Source organism: Rhizobium giardinii bv. giardinii H152 (assembly GCF_000379605.1).
Lineage (GTDB): Bacteria > Pseudomonadota > Alphaproteobacteria > Rhizobiales > Rhizobiaceae > Pararhizobium > Pararhizobium giardinii.
The window spans coordinates 15990-32642 of record NZ_KB902724.1; the positions used below are offsets into that span (position 1 = coordinate 15990).

14 protein-coding genes are annotated in these 16653 nt (G+C 61.1%); 5 read left to right on the top strand and 9 right to left on the bottom strand.

What is annotated here, in order from left to right; genetic code table 11:
• Window position 1: 1 nt before the first annotated feature.
• From A3AY_RS0128605 to A3AY_RS0128630, 6 genes are all read right to left on the bottom strand, one after another.
• Window positions 2–1105 carry a four-carbon acid sugar kinase family protein gene (locus A3AY_RS0128605; RefSeq protein WP_018329099.1) on the bottom strand — a complete coding sequence of 368 codons (1104 nt, stop codon included), beginning with the start codon at window positions 1103–1105 and terminating at the stop codon, window positions 2–4.
• Window positions 1102–2094, bottom strand: coding sequence for an ABC transporter ATP-binding protein (locus tag A3AY_RS0128610; protein ID WP_018329100.1), 993 nt, complete (start codon window positions 2092–2094; stop codon window positions 1102–1104). Before A3AY_RS0128610 ends, A3AY_RS0128605 begins: the two co-directional genes overlap by 4 nt.
• Window positions 2094–3128 (bottom strand): ABC transporter ATP-binding protein, encoded by a 1035-nt coding sequence (locus A3AY_RS0128615; RefSeq protein ID WP_018329101.1) that lies wholly within the window; start codon window positions 3126–3128, stop codon window positions 2094–2096. The genes A3AY_RS0128610 and A3AY_RS0128615 overlap by 1 nt, the downstream gene beginning before the upstream one ends.
• Window positions 3128–4090 (bottom strand): ABC transporter permease, encoded by a 963-nt coding sequence (locus tag A3AY_RS0128620; RefSeq protein ID WP_018329102.1) that lies wholly within the window; start codon window positions 4088–4090, stop codon window positions 3128–3130. Before A3AY_RS0128620 ends, A3AY_RS0128615 begins: the two co-directional genes overlap by 1 nt.
• 2 nt (window positions 4091–4092) lie before the next feature.
• Window positions 4093–5049, bottom strand: a complete 957-nt coding sequence (locus tag A3AY_RS0128625) for an ABC transporter permease (RefSeq protein WP_018329103.1) — start codon at window positions 5047–5049, stop codon at window positions 4093–4095.
• 142 nt (window positions 5050–5191) lie between these two features.
• Window positions 5192–6844, bottom strand: coding sequence for an ABC transporter substrate-binding protein (locus tag A3AY_RS0128630; protein ID WP_018329104.1), 1653 nt, complete (start codon window positions 6842–6844; stop codon window positions 5192–5194).
• A gap of 296 nt (window positions 6845–7140) precedes the next feature.
• On the opposite strand from A3AY_RS0128630, the gene A3AY_RS0128635 reads away from it, so the two are divergent.
• The 4 genes from A3AY_RS0128635 to pdxA all read left to right on the top strand — a co-directional run bounded on the left by A3AY_RS0128635 (window position 7141) and on the right by pdxA (window position 11835).
• A complete protein-coding gene (locus A3AY_RS0128635) occupies window positions 7141–8046 on the top strand; it encodes a dihydrodipicolinate synthase family protein (RefSeq protein WP_018329105.1) in 906 nt (301 codons plus the stop codon).
• A 12-nt stretch (window positions 8047–8058) separates the two neighbouring features.
• Window positions 8059–9249: a sialidase family protein gene (locus tag A3AY_RS0128640; protein ID WP_018329106.1), complete on the top strand. Its 1191-nt coding sequence runs from the start codon at window positions 8059–8061 to the stop codon at window positions 9247–9249.
• A 425-nt stretch (window positions 9250–9674) separates the two neighbouring features.
• Window positions 9675–10808: an iron-containing alcohol dehydrogenase gene (locus A3AY_RS0128645; protein ID WP_018329107.1), complete on the top strand. Its 1134-nt coding sequence runs from the start codon at window positions 9675–9677 to the stop codon at window positions 10806–10808.
• 49 nt (window positions 10809–10857) lie between these two features.
• Window positions 10858–11835 (top strand): 4-hydroxythreonine-4-phosphate dehydrogenase PdxA, encoded by a 978-nt coding sequence (gene pdxA / locus A3AY_RS0128650; protein ID WP_018329108.1) that lies wholly within the window; start codon window positions 10858–10860, stop codon window positions 11833–11835.
• A gap of 56 nt (window positions 11836–11891) precedes the next feature.
• Here pdxA and A3AY_RS0128655 read toward each other — a convergent pair whose 3' ends face one another.
• From A3AY_RS0128655 to katG, 3 genes are all read right to left on the bottom strand, one after another.
• A complete protein-coding gene (locus A3AY_RS0128655; protein ID WP_018329109.1) occupies window positions 11892–12155 on the bottom strand; it encodes a hypothetical protein in 264 nt (87 codons plus the stop codon).
• Window positions 12156–12270: 115 nt separating this feature from the next.
• Window positions 12271–12807, bottom strand: a complete 537-nt coding sequence (locus A3AY_RS40205; protein WP_162699836.1) for a hypothetical protein — start codon at window positions 12805–12807, stop codon at window positions 12271–12273.
• A 138-nt stretch (window positions 12808–12945) separates the two neighbouring features.
• The gene (gene katG, locus A3AY_RS0128665; RefSeq protein ID WP_018329111.1) at window positions 12946–15144 is read right to left on the bottom strand and encodes a catalase/peroxidase HPI; all 2199 of its coding nucleotides are present in this window, start codon (window positions 15142–15144) and stop codon (window positions 12946–12948) included.
• Window positions 15145–15381: 237 nt separating this feature from the next.
• On the opposite strand from katG, the gene A3AY_RS0128670 reads away from it, so the two are divergent.
• Window positions 15382–16296, top strand: a complete 915-nt coding sequence (locus A3AY_RS0128670) for a hydrogen peroxide-inducible genes activator (RefSeq protein ID WP_018329112.1) — start codon at window positions 15382–15384, stop codon at window positions 16294–16296.
• Window positions 16297–16653: the final 357 nt, after the last annotated feature.

Here is a 16653-nt window from a genome sequence, read left to right on the forward strand (position 1 = left end):
TTCACCACGCCTGTTTTTCGCTCCTCGTCCCGTCGGACGTCTCTTGCCTTAGCAGATTCTCGGGAACGAGTTTTAGCAAAGAATTGATATTGCCAAAGCCCCCCGATTTTACGGCACACCGGATTGTGCGGTCATGCCTGTCTTTGATCTCGAACCAGGGAATGCCCGCCTCGATTTCGCCGTTCGGCATCAGCACCGTGGCCCCCAGTTCTTTGAGGATCGCCAACGCCGTATCGCCACCACCCATCATGATCATGTCCGGCCGCGTCTGCACAATCGTTTCGCAGACCCCTTCGGCGAAAAGGCAAACGACGCGTTCGGGCCGCGCCGTCTGCTGGCCTGAGCATCGCACCACCGCCGGAAGTCGGTTAACAGCCCGCGATGTCAGATCGCCGGCAGGCGCATCCACGACGCTTACGCTCCGGCAGCTTTCCGCGAGATTTTCGATTTGGGCGGTCGTGATCGGATCCCGCGACCCGAAAGCGAAGAGGGTTTTCTCCGATGGGGAAAATGTGGGTGGTGTCGCAGTGGGTTTTGCGAACATCCGGGCAAAGGCGCTGCCGAGGCCCCGCGCGCCGACGGCAATCGCGCCCGACCAATCGGTGCTGGCGACCAGATGATCGAGCTCCGCGTCGCTGACGGCATCACAGATATCGATGGGGAAGCATATTTCGGGAAACAACGGCCGAACCGGCAGGGGGGCGTCGACACCGCGCCCCGTGACCGCGCCGTTGATCGTGAAGCGCTGCTGATCGGGAATAGCAGGCGCCACGATAATCCGGTCGCGACCTGAAACCTTGGCGAGCGCCACGCTTTCAGCGGCAACGTTGCCCTTGAGCCTGGAATCGATCTTCTTGAACAGGATGTGGGGTTGCGCCGATCCGAGTGTCCTTGCCGTCGCGGTGATCCTTTCCACCGCTTCGTCGGCGGATAGCGCCCGCGACGCGGTGTTGACCACAACGACATCCGGAGTGTGGGCCAGCGCCGCGGGAAGGGCACCCACCTCGATTGCCACCGCCGCCTTCAGCCCGGCCGCGACGAAAGGCGTGCCGGTATCGAGCGCGCCCGTCAGGTCGTCGGCGATGATGGCGACCTTCAGCGTCATCCGGGCAGGCCCTCAGTGACAGCGTGACAGGCGACCATGTGTCCCGGCCGGGCTTCGCGCCATTCCGGCACGACCTTGCTGCAGATATCCATGGCGATGGGACAACGCGTGTGGAACCGGCAGCCGGACGGAGGGGACAGCGGGCTTGGCACGTCACCCTGCAGGATCTGCCGCTTGCGGCTTCGCTCATGCACCGGGTCGGCTTCCGGGACCGCGGAGAGAAGCGCCTTGGTATAGGGATGCAACGGGTGCTCGAACAGCTCCTCGCGGGTCGCCAGTTCGGCCAGACGGCCGAGATACATGACGCCGACCCGGTCGCTGATATGGCGCACGACCGCGAGGTCATGGGCGATGAAGAGATAGGTCAGGCCGTATTTCTGCTGCAGGTCGAGCAGGAGATTGATGATCTGCGCCTGGACCGAGACGTCGAGCGCCGAGATCGCCTCGTCGCAGACGATGAATTTCGGCTGGCAGGCAAGGGCGCGGGCAATCGCCACGCGCTGGCGCTGGCCGCCCGAAAGTTCGTGCGGATAGCGCGATGCGAAGCGGGGCGGCAGGCCGACATCGGCGAGCAGCGTGGATATCCTCTCCGGCAGTTCCGCCTTGGTCGCGAGTTTGTGAAACAGGATCGGCTCGCCCACCGCCTCGCCGATCGTCATACGTGGATTGAGCGTCGAATAGGGGTCCTGGAAGACGATCTGCAATTGACGCCGATAGGGGCGCATCGCCTTCTCGTCGAGCTCGACGATGTTCCTGCCTTGATAAATGACCTTGCCCTCGGTCGCCCGGTGCAGGTTGAGAAGCGTAAAGCCGGTGGTCGACTTGCCGCAGCCGGATTCGCCAACGAGGCTCAATGTCTCGCCCTCAAGAATGTCGAAGCTGACGTCGTCCAGTGCATGCACGGTCGCTGACCTTTCGCCGAAGGCGCCGAGCCGGATGTGGAAATGCTTGACCAGATTTTCGATGCGCATCAGCGGTTGTGCGCCCATCACGCAGCCTCCAGTTTTCGTTGCGCGACAAAGCAGGCGACACGGTGCGCCCCGGCCTGGCCGATGCCTTCAAGCGATGGAACACGGTCGCGGCAGATCTGCTCGACAAGCGGGCAGCGCGGCGCGAAGGGACAGCCCTTTGGGCGCCGTCCCGGTTCCGGTGGCGTGCCGCCGATCGAGCTGAGGCGGGCCGAGCGCTCGTCGGTGAGTTTTGGGATCGAGGCGAGAAGCCCCTGGGTATAGGGATGGCTCGGATTGGCAAACAGCGCGTCGACCGGAGCATCCTCGACGACGGTGCCGGCATAAAGCACGTTGATGCGGTCGACGAGCCCGGCGATCAGCGCCAGGTCGTGGGTAATCCACACGACGGACATGCCGAGCTTGTCGCGCAGTTCCTTCACCAGATCGACGATCTGCGCCTGGATCGTCACGTCAAGCGCGGTCGTCGGTTCATCCGCGATCAGAAGCTGCGGATTGCAGGCAAGTCCGATGGCGATCATCACGCGCTGGCGCATGCCGCCGGAGAGCTCGTGCGGGTAGGCGTCCAGGCGCTCGTCCGGTCCCGGAATGCCGACAAGACGCAGGAGTTCACCCGCCCGCTTGCGCGCCTGGGCCTTCGTCATGCCACGGTGATAGATCAGCGGCTCGGCCAGCTGCTGGCCAATGCGCATCACCGGGTTGAGCGAGGTCATCGGGTCCTGGAAGATGAACCCGACCTCGCCGCCGCGCACCTTGCGCAGTTCGGCATTCGACAGCTTTTGAAGGTCGCGTCCGGCGAAATTGGCCTCGCCCTTCGTGACCTTGATCTTGTTCGGCAGAAGCCGCATCAGGCTCAACATCGTCAGGCTCTTGCCGCAACCGGATTCGCCGACGATGCCGAGCGTTTCGCCCTTGTCGACATGTAGGTCGATGCCGTCGACGACGGTTGCCGGGCCACGCCGGGTGTCGATCTCGATCGTCAGGCCCTTCACGTCGAGCAGCCGCTCGCCGGTGTTTGTCGCGGGTTCAGGTCGGAAGTCGTTGGCCATCATCATCACTTCGCTCCGCGGGGATTGAGGGCATCGTTGAGACCGTCGCCGAGAAACGAGAAGGCGACGGAGGCAAGGCCGAGAATGGCGGCAGGCGCTGCCAGCAGATGCGGATAGTGCTGCCAGACCCGCAGCCCGTCGGAGATCATGTTGCCCCAGCTCGGAGTGGGCGGGTTCACCCCGACACCGAGGAAGGAGAAGGCGCTTTCAAGCACCATGGCGGTACCGAGGCCGGCGCTGACGGCAACGATCAGCGGTCCGAGCGCGTTGGGCACGACGTAGCGCATGAGAATGAGGCGGTTGGTCAGGCCGAGCGCCTGTGCCGCTGTGATATAGGGTCGCGAGCGGATCGACAGCACTTGCGCGCGCACGAGGCGGGCATAGGGCGGCCAGGAGATCAGCGCCATCGAGCCGAAGACGAGCAGGAAATCGACCCAGACGGTCTCGCGGTAGATGGGGTTGAGGGTCGCAAGGTAGCGGCTCTCCATCCAGCTGGCGATCGGCGATTTCAGCGAGGCATTGATGACGACGACGAGCAGCAGGTTGGGAATCGACATCGTCATGTCGGTCAGCCACATGACGATCCTGTCGAGCAAGCCGCCGAAGAACCCGGCCATTGCCCCCAGGGTAACGCCGATGAGAACGGCGATGAATGTGACGACAACGGCCACAAGGAAAGCAGTTCGCGTGCCATAGACGACGCGGCTGAAGACATCGCGGCCGAGATCGTCGGTGCCGAACAGATGCGACATCGACGGCGCCAGATTGCGTGCTCCGAGATCCTGGCTGAGGAAGTCGTGAGGGGTCAGATAGGGGCCGAATGCCGCCGTGAATGCAAGGATGATGACGACGATCAGGCCAAAGACGGCAAGCCTGTTGCGACGCAGCCGGTACCACGCGTCGCGCCACAGGCTGACGGGCGGCTCGATATCGGTTTCGACAGGAGTGGTCACAGGAACGGTGGACACGGTCAGCGGCTCCTTCTGGTGTCGTTGGCGCGCGGGTCGAGCAGCGGATAGAGCACGTCGACCAGAAGATTGGAGATCATCACCAGGAACGAGCCGATCAACGTGACGGCGAGAATGACCGGGTAGTCGGTATTGGTCAGCGCCTTTACGGTCAGGCGGCCAAGACCGGGCAGGCCGAAGACCAGTTCGACGAAAATCGCGCCGTTGACGATGGTGATCATGATCAGGCCGAGCTGGGTCACAACAGGCGTCAGCACCGGTCGCAGGATGTGGCGTAGCGCCACCATGGTTTCCGGTACGCCCTTGGCCCGGGCGGTGCGGACGAAATCCTCAGACAGCACCTCGATCACGGCAGCACGGGTCTGGCGAACGATCAAGGCGATTGGCTGGAAGGAAAGGACGAGCAGCGGCAACAGGATGCGCACATCAAAGACGCCGCCCCAGCCATAGGGAACGGCCGAGCCGGGCAGCACCATGATCAGGAGCACCATCAGCATGGGGCCAGCGACGTAAGCGGGGATCGCCCAGAGAAACAGCGCGGATCCGAGGATGATGTAGTCGGTGCGGGTGTTCTGTTTAAGCGCTGCGATCAGCCCCAGGGGAATGGCGACCAAAGCGGTGAGGAGGATGGAACAGAGCGCCAGCTTGAAGGAAACGGGGGCGGCGGCCGAGATCATTGCCCAGACGGAGCGGCCGGAACTCAGTGAATTGCCAAAATTCCCATGCAACAGGTTCCAGATATAACTGCCGAACTGGGCGAGGAACGGCCGGTTGAGGCCGGCGCTTTCGCGGATCGCCTCGATGCGCTCGGGATTATAGGCGACGTCGCCCGGCGCGCGCAGGAAGATCAGCTTGATCGGATCGCCGGCGCCATAATAGGCCAGGGCATAAACGCCGAGCATGACAAGCAGGACGGATGGAATCCAGACGACGAAACGGGTCGTGATATAACGCAGCATGGCAGTCTCCCACCCAGTTTTCGAAGGATGATGCCTCGAGCCCTGCGCTGCGGCTCGGGCTCCCGCAATCATACTCCGGCAATCGCAATCTGTGCGGAAGCGGCGCGCGCCTCCGCACAGGAGTATTGGTATCCGCGTCGCGTCAGGCGACCGAGATGTCCCACGGTGCAACGACCTGCCAGTCGAGGTTCTTTTCCATACCGGTCACCTTGTCGGTGGCCCAGCGCGACATGGCCTGGGCGTACCAGGGAATGAAGGTCCAGTCCTCGCGGAAGGCCTTCTGGGCTTCCTGCGCCAGCGCGATGCGCTGCGGATCGTCCACCGCTTTGGTGGCTGCTTCCGCCAGCAGGCTGTCGACCTTGTCGTTCTTGTAGCCGCCGAGCTTGTTCTGCGCATTCGATGAGGTCGAGGCGATGGAGCCCGCCAGATAGGAAACGGCATCCGGAACGCGGGTGCCGACATCGTCGCGGAAGATCTGCACGGCGTTCTGGTCCGGACCGGCATAGGCATCCTGTTGCGGCTTCATGTCGACTGCCGTGATGCCAAGGTTCTGGCGCCACTGCTCGGCGATGAACTGCGCTGCGGCCTCGATGGCTGGGCCTGAAACGCCCACAAAAAGCAGCTTCGGCAGGCGCTCAGGACCGCCATAGCTCGATTCCGCCAGCAGTTTCTTGGCGCCTTCCGGATCGAAAGGGTAGGGTTCGAAGCCGGAATTATCGGCGCCGGGAACAGAGTTCAGAATCTGGTCCGTCTTCTTGTGCGGGCCGTCCGGGAAAGATGCCTTCATCAGGCCTTCGCGATCGACGGCCATAATCAGCGCCTGGCGCACTTTCGGATCGTCCATCGGTGCACGGGACCCATTGAACCAGAAATGCTGGCTGGTCGGGATCAGCGGCCCCTCTGCAAAACTGGCGCCCAGATCCTGCACGATGGTCGACGTAACAAGCTCGGTGTGGGCATTGTATTCGCCGGACTTCAAAAGCGACGTCGCGGTGACGTTGTCTTCAATGGAGTCGATCTCGATGCGGGCAAGCTTCGGCTTCGGCCCGAAGAAGTTCTCGTTGGGTTCGAACACAAGCTTGCCGGCATCAAGGTCGATGCTCGTCAATTTGAACGGGCCGGAATAGACCGCGCCGTTGTCGGGCATGTACCAGTCAGCCACTTCCTCGCCATCTGCGCCGCGTGATTGCGATGCCTTGGTGATGGGGGCGATATGGTTGCCGAGGCGCATGAAGAAGATCGGGTCGGCTTCCGACAGCGTGACGACGACCGTGCCTTCGTCCGGCGTCGCGATGCCGGAAATTTCCTTGGCCTTGCCGGCGCTGACATCGGCGTAGCCTGCCACCTTGCTCAGGACCTGGTCGGCACGCTGGTTCTTGGTGTTCGGCATGGCCGATACATTCCACGAACCCTTCACGTCTTCGGCCGTGATCTTGCTGCCGTCGGAAAAGACGGCTTTAGGGTCGATCTTGAAGGTCCAGGTCTTGTTGTCGGCATCCGGCTCCCAGCTTGTAAAGACGTAAGGATGCAATTCCCCCTTGCTGTCGAAATACATCGGCGACGCCCACCAGGCGGAATTCCAGCGATAGGGAACGCCGCCGCCGCGCAGCGGCGACCAATCCTGGTTGAAGGCTGGGTTTGCGACCTTGAGCACCTGGCCTTCCTGCGCCACGACGATGTGGGCGCTCAGGCCGAAGAGGCTAAAGGCCACGCTCGTCCCTAGGCCAAGTTTCAAGGCGTTGCGGCGCGTCAACTGCGGCTGCGCCGAGCCGGATTCATTGTTTCGATTAGACATCTGATCCTCCCATAGATGCAGTCATCGCGCCCTCCATCCGTCTGGTTCCTGACGGGTACCGCGCCATGATAGGATCAGACACTGGATCGATATTGTAAATATGTCAATATTAATTCTCTGAGATATATCCATCGAAAATTGCTTTTCTGATAAAGGCGTTATAAATCAATAGGATAATTTTTCTCTAGAAATTTCGCACCGGAATTTTTCTTGACAAGTTGTTATGATTGCGGAAAAAGCGGGTGCCTTTACGTGAGATCGAAAAGCGTAGGGCCGGGCAGGAGGAGTTCGCAGGGATGACACATCAACAGATACGCGGCGTCTACAGCGCTGCCACCACGCCGCTCAATGCCGACAATACGCCGGATCTCGGTCTTTTCACTGGCCACTGCCAGCGTTTGCTGAAGGAGGGATGCCATGGCGTGGCGTTGCTGGGCACGACGGGCGAGGCCAACTCCTTCTCATCAGCAGAGCGCCGTCAGATCCTTGAAGCAGCGCTGAAGTCCGGCCTTTCCGGGGATCAGCTGATGCCGGGCACCGGTGTTGCCGCGATACCCGAGACGATCGAACTGACCCGGCATGCGTTGAGTGTCGGCGTTTCCCGGGTCGTCATGCTGCCGCCGTTCTACTACAAGGGTGTTTCCGACGATGGTCTTTTTGCGGCCTATGCGCAGATCATCGAGACGATTGCCGACGACCGGCTCCGTGTTGTGCTCTATCACATTCCTCAGGTTTCCGGCGTTCCCTTGACGCTGCCGCTGATCGGGCGCCTCATCAAGGCCTTCCCCCATACCGTTGTCGGGATCAAGGATTCCGCTGGTGATTTCGCCAATATGCAAGCGTTGGTGACGGCGTTTCCAGGCTTCTCGGTCCTTGCCGGCGCCGATCCGCTGCTCCTGCCGCTGATCAAGGCCGGCGGTGCGGGCTGTATTACCGCGACGTCCAACCTGGTCGCCGATTCCTTGCGGATCGTTTATGACCACGCCAACGATCAGGCCCGCGCTGCGGACGTCGAGGCGGCACAGGTCCGCATCAACGCATATCGTTCCCTCTCGAATTCCTACGTGCAGATCCCGACGATCAAGGCGATGGTCGGACTGAAGACCGGCATTGCCAGCTGGGCACGCCCTCGTCCGCCCTTGATGGCGCTGAGCGCCGCCGAGCACGCCGATCTGGCAACCAAATTCGCGCAACTGCCCTGAGGAGCGACGACTATGCTCACCACCTCCGGCCTGCGGCCTGATGAAATCCCGGCGCTGATGGACGGCGTCCTTGCCGTGCACCCGCTGGAAGAGAAGCGCCTCCAGGCGTTTCTCCCATCACCCTGCGTACAAAACCACGCCGCCAATCTCGCTTTCCTGCCGGACGGGACGCTTGCCTGCGTCTGGTTCGGCGGCACCATGGAGGGCATGGGCGACATCTCGATTTACATGTCGCGGCTCACGCCGGGCTCGGCCCGCTGGTCGCAGCCGGAGAAGATGTCGGACGATCCGCAGAAATCGGAACAGAACCCGCTTCTGTTCATCGCGCCCGACGGCAAGGTCTGGCTGGTCTTCACGTCGCAGACGTCGGGAAACCAGGATGGCGCCATCGTCAAGCGGCGGATCTCTGCCGACGGCGGACGCACCTTCGGTCCGGTCGATATTCTCTGCGATATTCCCGGCACATTCGTGCGTCAGCCGATCATCGTCAATCGCAACGGCACATGGCTTCTTCCGGCCTTTCGCTGCATTGGCCTGCCGGGCGTGCGCTGGACCGGGGATGTCGATACCGCCGCGGTTCTCGTGTCGCGCGATGCCGGCGCAAGCTGGGAGATGGTCGATGTGCCTGGCAGTACCGGCGCGGTGCATATGAACATCGTCAGACAGGGCGGCGGACAGATGGTGGCATTTTATCGCAACCGGTTTGCCGAGCAGATCCTGCGTAGCGTCTCGGCAGACGACGGCATAAGCTGGAGTGCACCGGAGCCGACCGATCTGCCGAACAACAATTCGTCGATCCAGGCAGTTGGCCTGTCAGACGGGCGCATTGCCATCGTCTACAACCATTCCAATGCCTCGATGTCGGAAGCCCGCCGCCACTCGCTGTATGACGAGATCGAGGGGGAAGAGGCGAACCAAGGCGAGAAATCCGAGATCGCCGCGGTCGCTGCGGCACGCAAGGCCGTCTGGGGCGTCCCACGCGCGCCGATGAGCCTGGCCTTTTCCGAGGATGGTGGCAAAAGTTTCGGGAACCGGCGCGATCTCGATACCGGCGATGGCTACTGCCTGACGAATAATTCCAAGGATGCGCTCAATCGGGAATATTCCTATCCCTCTGTGGTCGAAGGCCCGGATGGAGCCTTGCATATCGCCTATACCTATTATCGACGCGCCATCAAATATGTGCGCCTGGCGCCCGTCTGAGGCTGTCGGGGCTCCCGAACGACCCAAGGGCGCTCCGGCAGGAAATTTACAACCTGGAAAAAATGCCGTAGTCAGCGCGTCTTTCGGGCGAAATGAGCGTAAGTACGCTTGATTTTTGAGCCAAATTGAACGTTCGGCCGCCATACAATTTACATGGGCGTCGGCAGCCATAAGATCTTGCTTCCTGTGCACTCATTTAAATTCGATGAGTTCGTGACGTGCTGCGTCAGTCAGTATAAATGCATTAAAACAAAATGTTATGCGGGATCTGAGTCAAAGGCATGGCGGCCGCGGCCTGCTTGCAAGTGAGAAATGACCGGGAAGCGGCAAGTTCGCTATTGCCAGAAAAGTCAATCTTGTGTAACAAATTTACATGTTGTCTTGACCATCTGATGGACGCAGAAGCAGAGACGGGAGGATCCATCATGACAAGCCTGAGCGCCCCCATCACGATCGTGCGTCCCGAAATCATCGAATTCGGCGTCGGGGTCGCGGCAAAGCTTGGAAAATGGGCGGGCGCACAGGGCTTTTCGCGTGCTCTTGTTGTTTCGGATGCCTTCAATGCCTCGCGCGTCGATATTCTCGAGTTGCCAGGGCGCATCACCGTCTTCTCGCAGGTCAAGCCCGAGCCCGATACGGACAATCTGGATTTGCTTCTGTCCGTGGCGAACGAAGCGCGCGCCGATTTGATCGTCGGGTTCGGCGGCGGCAGCGCCATGGACCTTGCCAAGCTCGCGTCCGTCCTCTCCGGTTCTGCGCAGACATTGCGCGACGTCGTCGGCGCAGGAAAGGTTGCGCAACGGCGCCAGGTTGGGCTCGCACAGGTGCCGACGACGTCCGGCACCGGCAGCGAAGCGGGCATCCGCGCTCTGGTTACCGATCCCCAAACCCAGGCAAAACTCGCGGTCGAGAGCATCCATATGTTGGCCGACATTGCCGTCATCGATCCCAGCCTGACATTCACGGTGCCGGCAACGACGACAGCGGCGACAGGCGTCGATGCCATGGCGCATTGTGTCGAGGCCTTTACCAACCGCAAGGCTCATCCGATGATCGATCTTTATGCGATCGAGGGCGTTCGCCTGGTCGGGCACTATCTCGCCCGCGCCGTCGCCGACGGCTCGGATGCGGAGGCACGGGCAGGGCTTTCGCTCGCCTCGCTTTACGGCGGCTTCTGTCTCGGCCCGGTCAATACCGCCGGTGGGCATGCACTTGCCTATCCGCTCGGGACCCGCTGGCATGTCGCCCATGGTGCGGCCAACGCGCTGATCTTTCCGCATGTGCTGGCCTTCAATACGCCGGCCGTTGCCGAAAAGACGAGTAAAGTGATCGAGGCGTTGAACCTGAAGGCAGCGGCAGACCAGGCATCGGTGTTCGATGCTACGTTCGGTTTCTGTGCCGGTCTTGGCATCGAGATGCGGCTTTCCGCGCTTGGCGTGCCTGCTGACGATCTCGCCACCATGGCTGACGACGCCTACGCCATTCGCCGCCTTCTCGACAACAATCCGCGCGAGCTTGGGCGGGACGACATTCTTGCGATCTACCAGGCCGCCTATTGAGACGACAGGCCCGCGCTGACTTGCCGGACCGCCGCAGAGGAAATTGATCATGAGCACATCACGCGTAGCCGTTACCCTCGGCGATCCGGCTGGCGTCGGCCCCGAAGTCATCGTCAAGGCGTTGGCGGCGCTGCCGGAAGCCGAAAGAGCGAATTTCGTCATTGTCGGCAATGTAGAGGCGCTTGAGCGGGCGAACAGGGTAACGGGGACGGACCTGAAATTCTCAGCTGCGCCGGGCAACGGCACTATCGCCGTCGATGAAGTCGCGATCGGTGGCAGCCTGCCTGAGATCGGCAAGGTCAGCCCCGTGGCAGGCGATGCGTCGGTGCGCTACATCAAGCGGGCCGTCGAACTTGCCCTGGCGGGGGATGTCGACTGCATCGTGACGGCGCCGATCAACAAAGAGGCGATGAATCTCGCCGGTCACCATTTTGACGGCCATACCGGTCTTCTCGCCCATCTCACCGGTTCGAAAAGCTCCTTCATGCTGCTTGCTTCCGAGCGGCTGAACACCATTCACGTCTCGACGCATGTGTCGTTGCGCACGGCCATCGAGCGAGCGACTGTCGAACGCGTGCTGGCGACCATCGAGGCCGGCCACAAGCATTTCCTGCGGCTTGGCAGCAAGGCGCGCATTGCCGTTGCAGGCCTCAATCCGCATTGCGGCGAAAACGGCCTGTTCGGCGACGAGGACATGAAATTTCTGACGCCGGCCGTTGAGCTCGCACAGGCGAAAGGGATCGATGTCGTCGGCCCGATTTCAGCCGACACGGTCTATGCTCGTGCCTATGGCGGCGCCTTCGACCTTGTGGTGGCGCAGTATCACGATCAGGGGCATATCCCCATCAAGCTCGTCGCCTTCGAAACCGCCGTCAACGTTTCGCTGGGACTGCCGATCGACCGTGTCTCCGTCGATCACGGGACGGCTTTCGACATCGCCGGCACAGGCAAGGCAAACCATGCGAACATGCTGTCGGCCATCGACTATGCACGACTGGTTGCGCGGTCGCCAAGAGCGGTGGCATAGGCCAGAAGCGCGGAGTGCGCTTGAGAGACGGTCCAGGGCAGCAGGCGGGCGGCCGGTTACCTGAAACGGCCGTCCATCATTTCTTGATCACGATTCTCGACTGCCGTTACGGCAAGTTCCTTGGATGCCGCATAACCCTGTTCGACGTCAAACTCTGGCCCCCCGACATTTGACCACCTCCAGGCGCCTTCCGTTTCCAAGCGTCCCTCCAGCGTCACTCTGCCGATCATTCGTTCGCCCTCATAGCCAACAAAATCGTGGTCAGGCGAGAAATACGACGAGATCCAATAATAGGCATGGGGTTCAGAATCCGGCAGCATCGCTGGTCACTCCTTTGCGTGTGCAAGGTTTGCGTTTGCCCCAAATTTTGCCCGTTGACGGGCTGAAGGATGCTCCCCGTTTCGAAAAAAGGAAAGCCGATATTTTCCGCCTGTCCTATTCCTCGGTTCGGTCGATTGCGCGGGTGATATTTCCGGTCTGGGACCAAAGTCTTGATGCGCTTAGGACCAAAGGCTGAAGCGCGCGGCCTGAATATGGGCCAATATGCGCACACACGCGGCTCGACATCGGGCGGGGCGAAACGATGTCCGGAGGCAAATGATGGAAATGAAGACCGAACCAGTGTGGTATCGTTTCCTCGAGCGCGTTCATCCGACATCGGTCGATGGCGAATTTGCCTCGGTCGAGTTTGAACTGGCTTTTGCGGTCAATATCCGGACGGCCTTGTTGCTTGTGGAGACCACTCCCGCCTGTCGCCGATTTGCCGACGTTGCCATCAAGAATGCAGTCAACTACAGCTGCTTGCGCCATAGCGGAAAGAGAGGCGGGGTTCTCGCCGATGCCCACCGCGCAATTGACGAGGCATTGTGGCGATTGATAACCGAGTTGCGCCATTGCAAGTCGAAGGTCGAAACCTTTGTCGATCTCAGCGCGGTCTTCGTCGATCATGTGACCGATCGCGGGCGTCGTCATGAACAGCTTGCTGCGTCGCGGCCAGCAAAAGCATATCTCCGCAGACCCTAGATGATCAGTTCGCCCCGAGATTGACGGATTGCATCGGACGCAGCTGGAACTCAGCCGCGCCCGAACGCATTTCCGTCTGATTGCGGATCAGGCGATGTCGAAGCGATCCGCGTTCATCACTTTCGTCCAGGCCGCCACGAAGTCGCGGACGAACTTGTCTTGCGTGTCGCTCTGGCCGTAGACTTCGGCAAGCGCCCGAAGCTGCGAGTTCGAACCGAAAACGAGATCGACGCGGGTGCCGGTCCACCTCACTTCGTCCGTATTGCGGTCGCGCCCCTCGAACACATATTTCGAATCCGGCGCAGCCTTCCAGACCGTGCCCATGTCGAGCAGGTTGGTGAAGAAGTCGTTGGTCAGCGTTTCAGGGCGCTTGGTGAAGACGCCGTGCTGGGACTGTCCGGCATTGGCGTTCAGCACGCGCAAGCCGCCCACGAGAACCGTCATCTCCGGCGCGGTCAGCGTCAGGAGCTGTGCCTTGTCGATCAGCAACTCCTCGGGCGAAATGGAATATGCGTCCTTCTGATAGTTGCGGAACCCGTCGGCGATCGGTTCGAGAACGGCAAAGGAGTCCACATCGGTCTGCTCCTGCGTCGCGTCGGTGCGGCCAGGCGCGAACGGAACCTCGATGTGGCGGCCGCCGTTTGCCGCCGCCTTCTCGATGGCTGCTGCGCCGCCGAGGACGATGAGGTCGGCGAGCGACACCTTCTTGCCGCCAGGCTGAGCGTCATTGAACGCCTTCTGGATGCCTTCAAGCGTCTCAAGCACAGTCGCCAGTTGGGCCGGCTGGTTGACTTCCCAGTCCTTCTGCGGGCTGAGACGGATGCGCGCGCCGTTTGCGCCACCGCGCTTGTCGGAACCGCGGAAGGTGGACGCAGACGCCCAGGCCGCCGAAACCAGCTGGGAGATCGGCAGCCCCGATGCGAGGATCTTGCCCTTGAGATCGGCAATGTCCTGCGCGTCGATCAGGACGTGGTCAACGGCGGGGACCGGATCCTGCCAGATCAGTTCCTCTGTCGGAACTTCAGGGCCGAGATAGCGCGCGCGCGGGCCCATGTCGCGGTGGGTCAACTTGAACCAGGCACGGGCGAACGCATCAGCGAACTGATCCGGGTTCTCGAAGAAGCGCCGCGAGATCTTTTCGTAGGCAGGGTCGAAGCGCAAGGCAAGGTCGGTGGTCAGCATGGCCGGCGCATGACGCTTGGACGTGTCGTGCGCATCCGGCACGGTGCCGGCGCCGACGTCGTGCTTCGGTTTCCACTGATGCGCACCGGCCGGGCTTTTCGTCAGTTCCCATTCGTAGCCGAACAGGTTCCAGAAGAAGTTGTTGCTCCACTTCGTCGGCGTCGTGGTCCAGGTGACTTCCAGGCCGCTGCTGATCGTGTCGCCGCCCTTGCCGGTCCCAAAGCTGCTCGTCCAGCCGAAACCCTGCTCCTCGATGCCGGCTCCTTCCGGCTCGACGCCGACATGCGAAGCGTCGCCGGCGCCATGGGTCTTGCCGAACGTATGCCCCCCCGCGATGAGAGCGACGGTTTCTTCGTCATTCATCGCCATGCGCGCGAAGGTCTCGCGAATGTCCCTGGCCGCAGCAAGCGGATCGGGGTTGCCGTTCGGCCCTTCCGGATTGACATAGATCAGGCCCATCTGCACGGCGGCGAGGGGCGTTTCGAGATCGCGTTCGCCGGAGTAACGCTTGTCGGCAAGCCAGGTGTCCTCGGCGCCCCAATAGACGTCTTCCTCGGGCTCCCAGACATCCGGCCGGCCGCCGGCAAAGCCGAACGTCTTGAAGCCCATCGATTCCAGGGCAACGTTGCCGGTGAGGATCATCAGGTCGGCCCAGGATATCTTGTTGCCGTATTTCTGCTTGATCGGCCACAGCAGCCGGCGCGCCTTGTCGAGGTTGACGTTGTCAGGCCAGCTGTTGAGAGGCGCGAAACGCTGCTGACCGGCTCCTGCACCGCCACGGCCGTCGCCGGTGCGGTAGGTGCCGGCGCTGTGCCACGCCATGCGGATGAAAAGCGGACCATAGTGACCGAAGTCGGCCGGCCACCAATCCTGCGAATCGGTCATCAGCGCGTGGAGATCTTTCTTCAGGGCTTCCAGATCGAGTTTCTTGAACTCCTCGGCATAGTCAAACCCCGTGCCCATGGGATCGGACAGGGAGGAGTTCTGGTGGAGAATCCTCAGATTCAACTGGTTCGGCCACCAGTCCCGGTTCGACCTACCGCCATGAGCCGTGTGCGTGTGCGCGACCGGACACTTGCCCGCGGTTTCGACTTTTGAATCCATAGTGTTTTTCTCCCTTGTGATCACATGAAGCGGACCATCCGGTGGTCGTCCTCAAGCAAAGAGCTCAAGGGGGTTCGGCGCCGGGTTGGACTGGACGTCAACAAGTTGCGCGCCGCTGGTGGCCGTTCCATGGCGGTTCCTGGCGGCAGCTGCAATTCGTCTTCGCTATCGGCACTATAGCCAAGCCCGTTCATTAATTTAAGTTGGATTTTCTGATAGCGGCGATAAGGTCCGGTTATGACAAATTTGACACTGAAGCAGTTGCGCTATTTCGAGGCGTTGGCCCGACAGGGGCATTTCGGGCGCGCGGCAGATGCATGCGCGATCTCCCAGCCCGCCTTGTCGATGCAGATCAAGGAGCTGGAGGAAACGCTCGGCACGGACCTCTTCGAAAGAGGCCCGCGACAAGTCCGGCTGACCAATTTCGGAGAAGCGTTTGCCCTGCGTGTCCGTGACATCCTGCGTGCTGTCGACGAACTGGGCGACTTGGCGCGCGCTTCGCGGCACCGGCTGGTCGGGCGGTTGCGGATCGGCGTCATCCCCACGATCGCGCCTTATCTGTTGCCTGCAATCATCGGCAACCTCACGCGCATGCATGAAGGCCTTGAGATTCATGTGCGCGAGACGTTGACCTCGAAGCTCGTCCAGGAGTTGGCGGAAGGCCGGCTCGATACGGCAATTGTTGCGTTGCCGGTCTCAGAGCCTTCGTTGACCGAGGTTGCATTGTTTTCCGAGAATTTCGTGCTGGTCCGGCCAGGCGAGGACGAGGGCAAGCCAGTTCCCAATCGCGAAGCGCTTCGTGAAATGAGGCTTCTTCTGCTGGAAGAGGGGCATTGTTTTCGCGACCAGGCCTTGTCGTTCTGCAATATGCATTCGGCATTGCCGCGCGAGTTGCTGGACGGCAGTTCTCTGTCCACGCTGGTGCAAATGGTCAGCGCCGGCATTGGGGTCACCTTGATCCCGGAAATGGCCCTTGGGGTGGAGACACGCTCGGCGTCTGTGTCTGTCGCGCGCTTTCACAGTGTCCAACCCTCGCGAACCATTGGCATGATTTGGCGCAAGACAAGCCCCCTGGCCAAGCAGTTCCTGCAAATTTCGGACATCGTTCGCCATTCAGCCGATGCGATGCGCGAGCAATACGATCCAACATAAGCGACAGTGAACGCTCGGACCCAGCTACTACATGCTGCCAATGACGCCCGCCTTCCGGCTCGGGCTCAAGATCACCGAGTATGGGCGTTGCCGGCTTGTACGTTGATTTTAAATGCAATTTTCGCAGCGATAGCCGCTTCGCGAAAACGAATCGCAAATCGATTCGTGGTTTAAGCTCTTAATAAGTCCACACTTTAAAAAATGGTGTCATTCGGAATGGGCACGCGTCTTCGTTGCGCAGTTTCCGCCACGCTTTTAAGGCCACTTCGCCTTCGTTGAAATGGCGGCCGCTTGAGTCAACCTGGATGAAAGCACCTGATCGGCAGCTTCGAAATTGAAGCAAGAAAATTGGGTCGC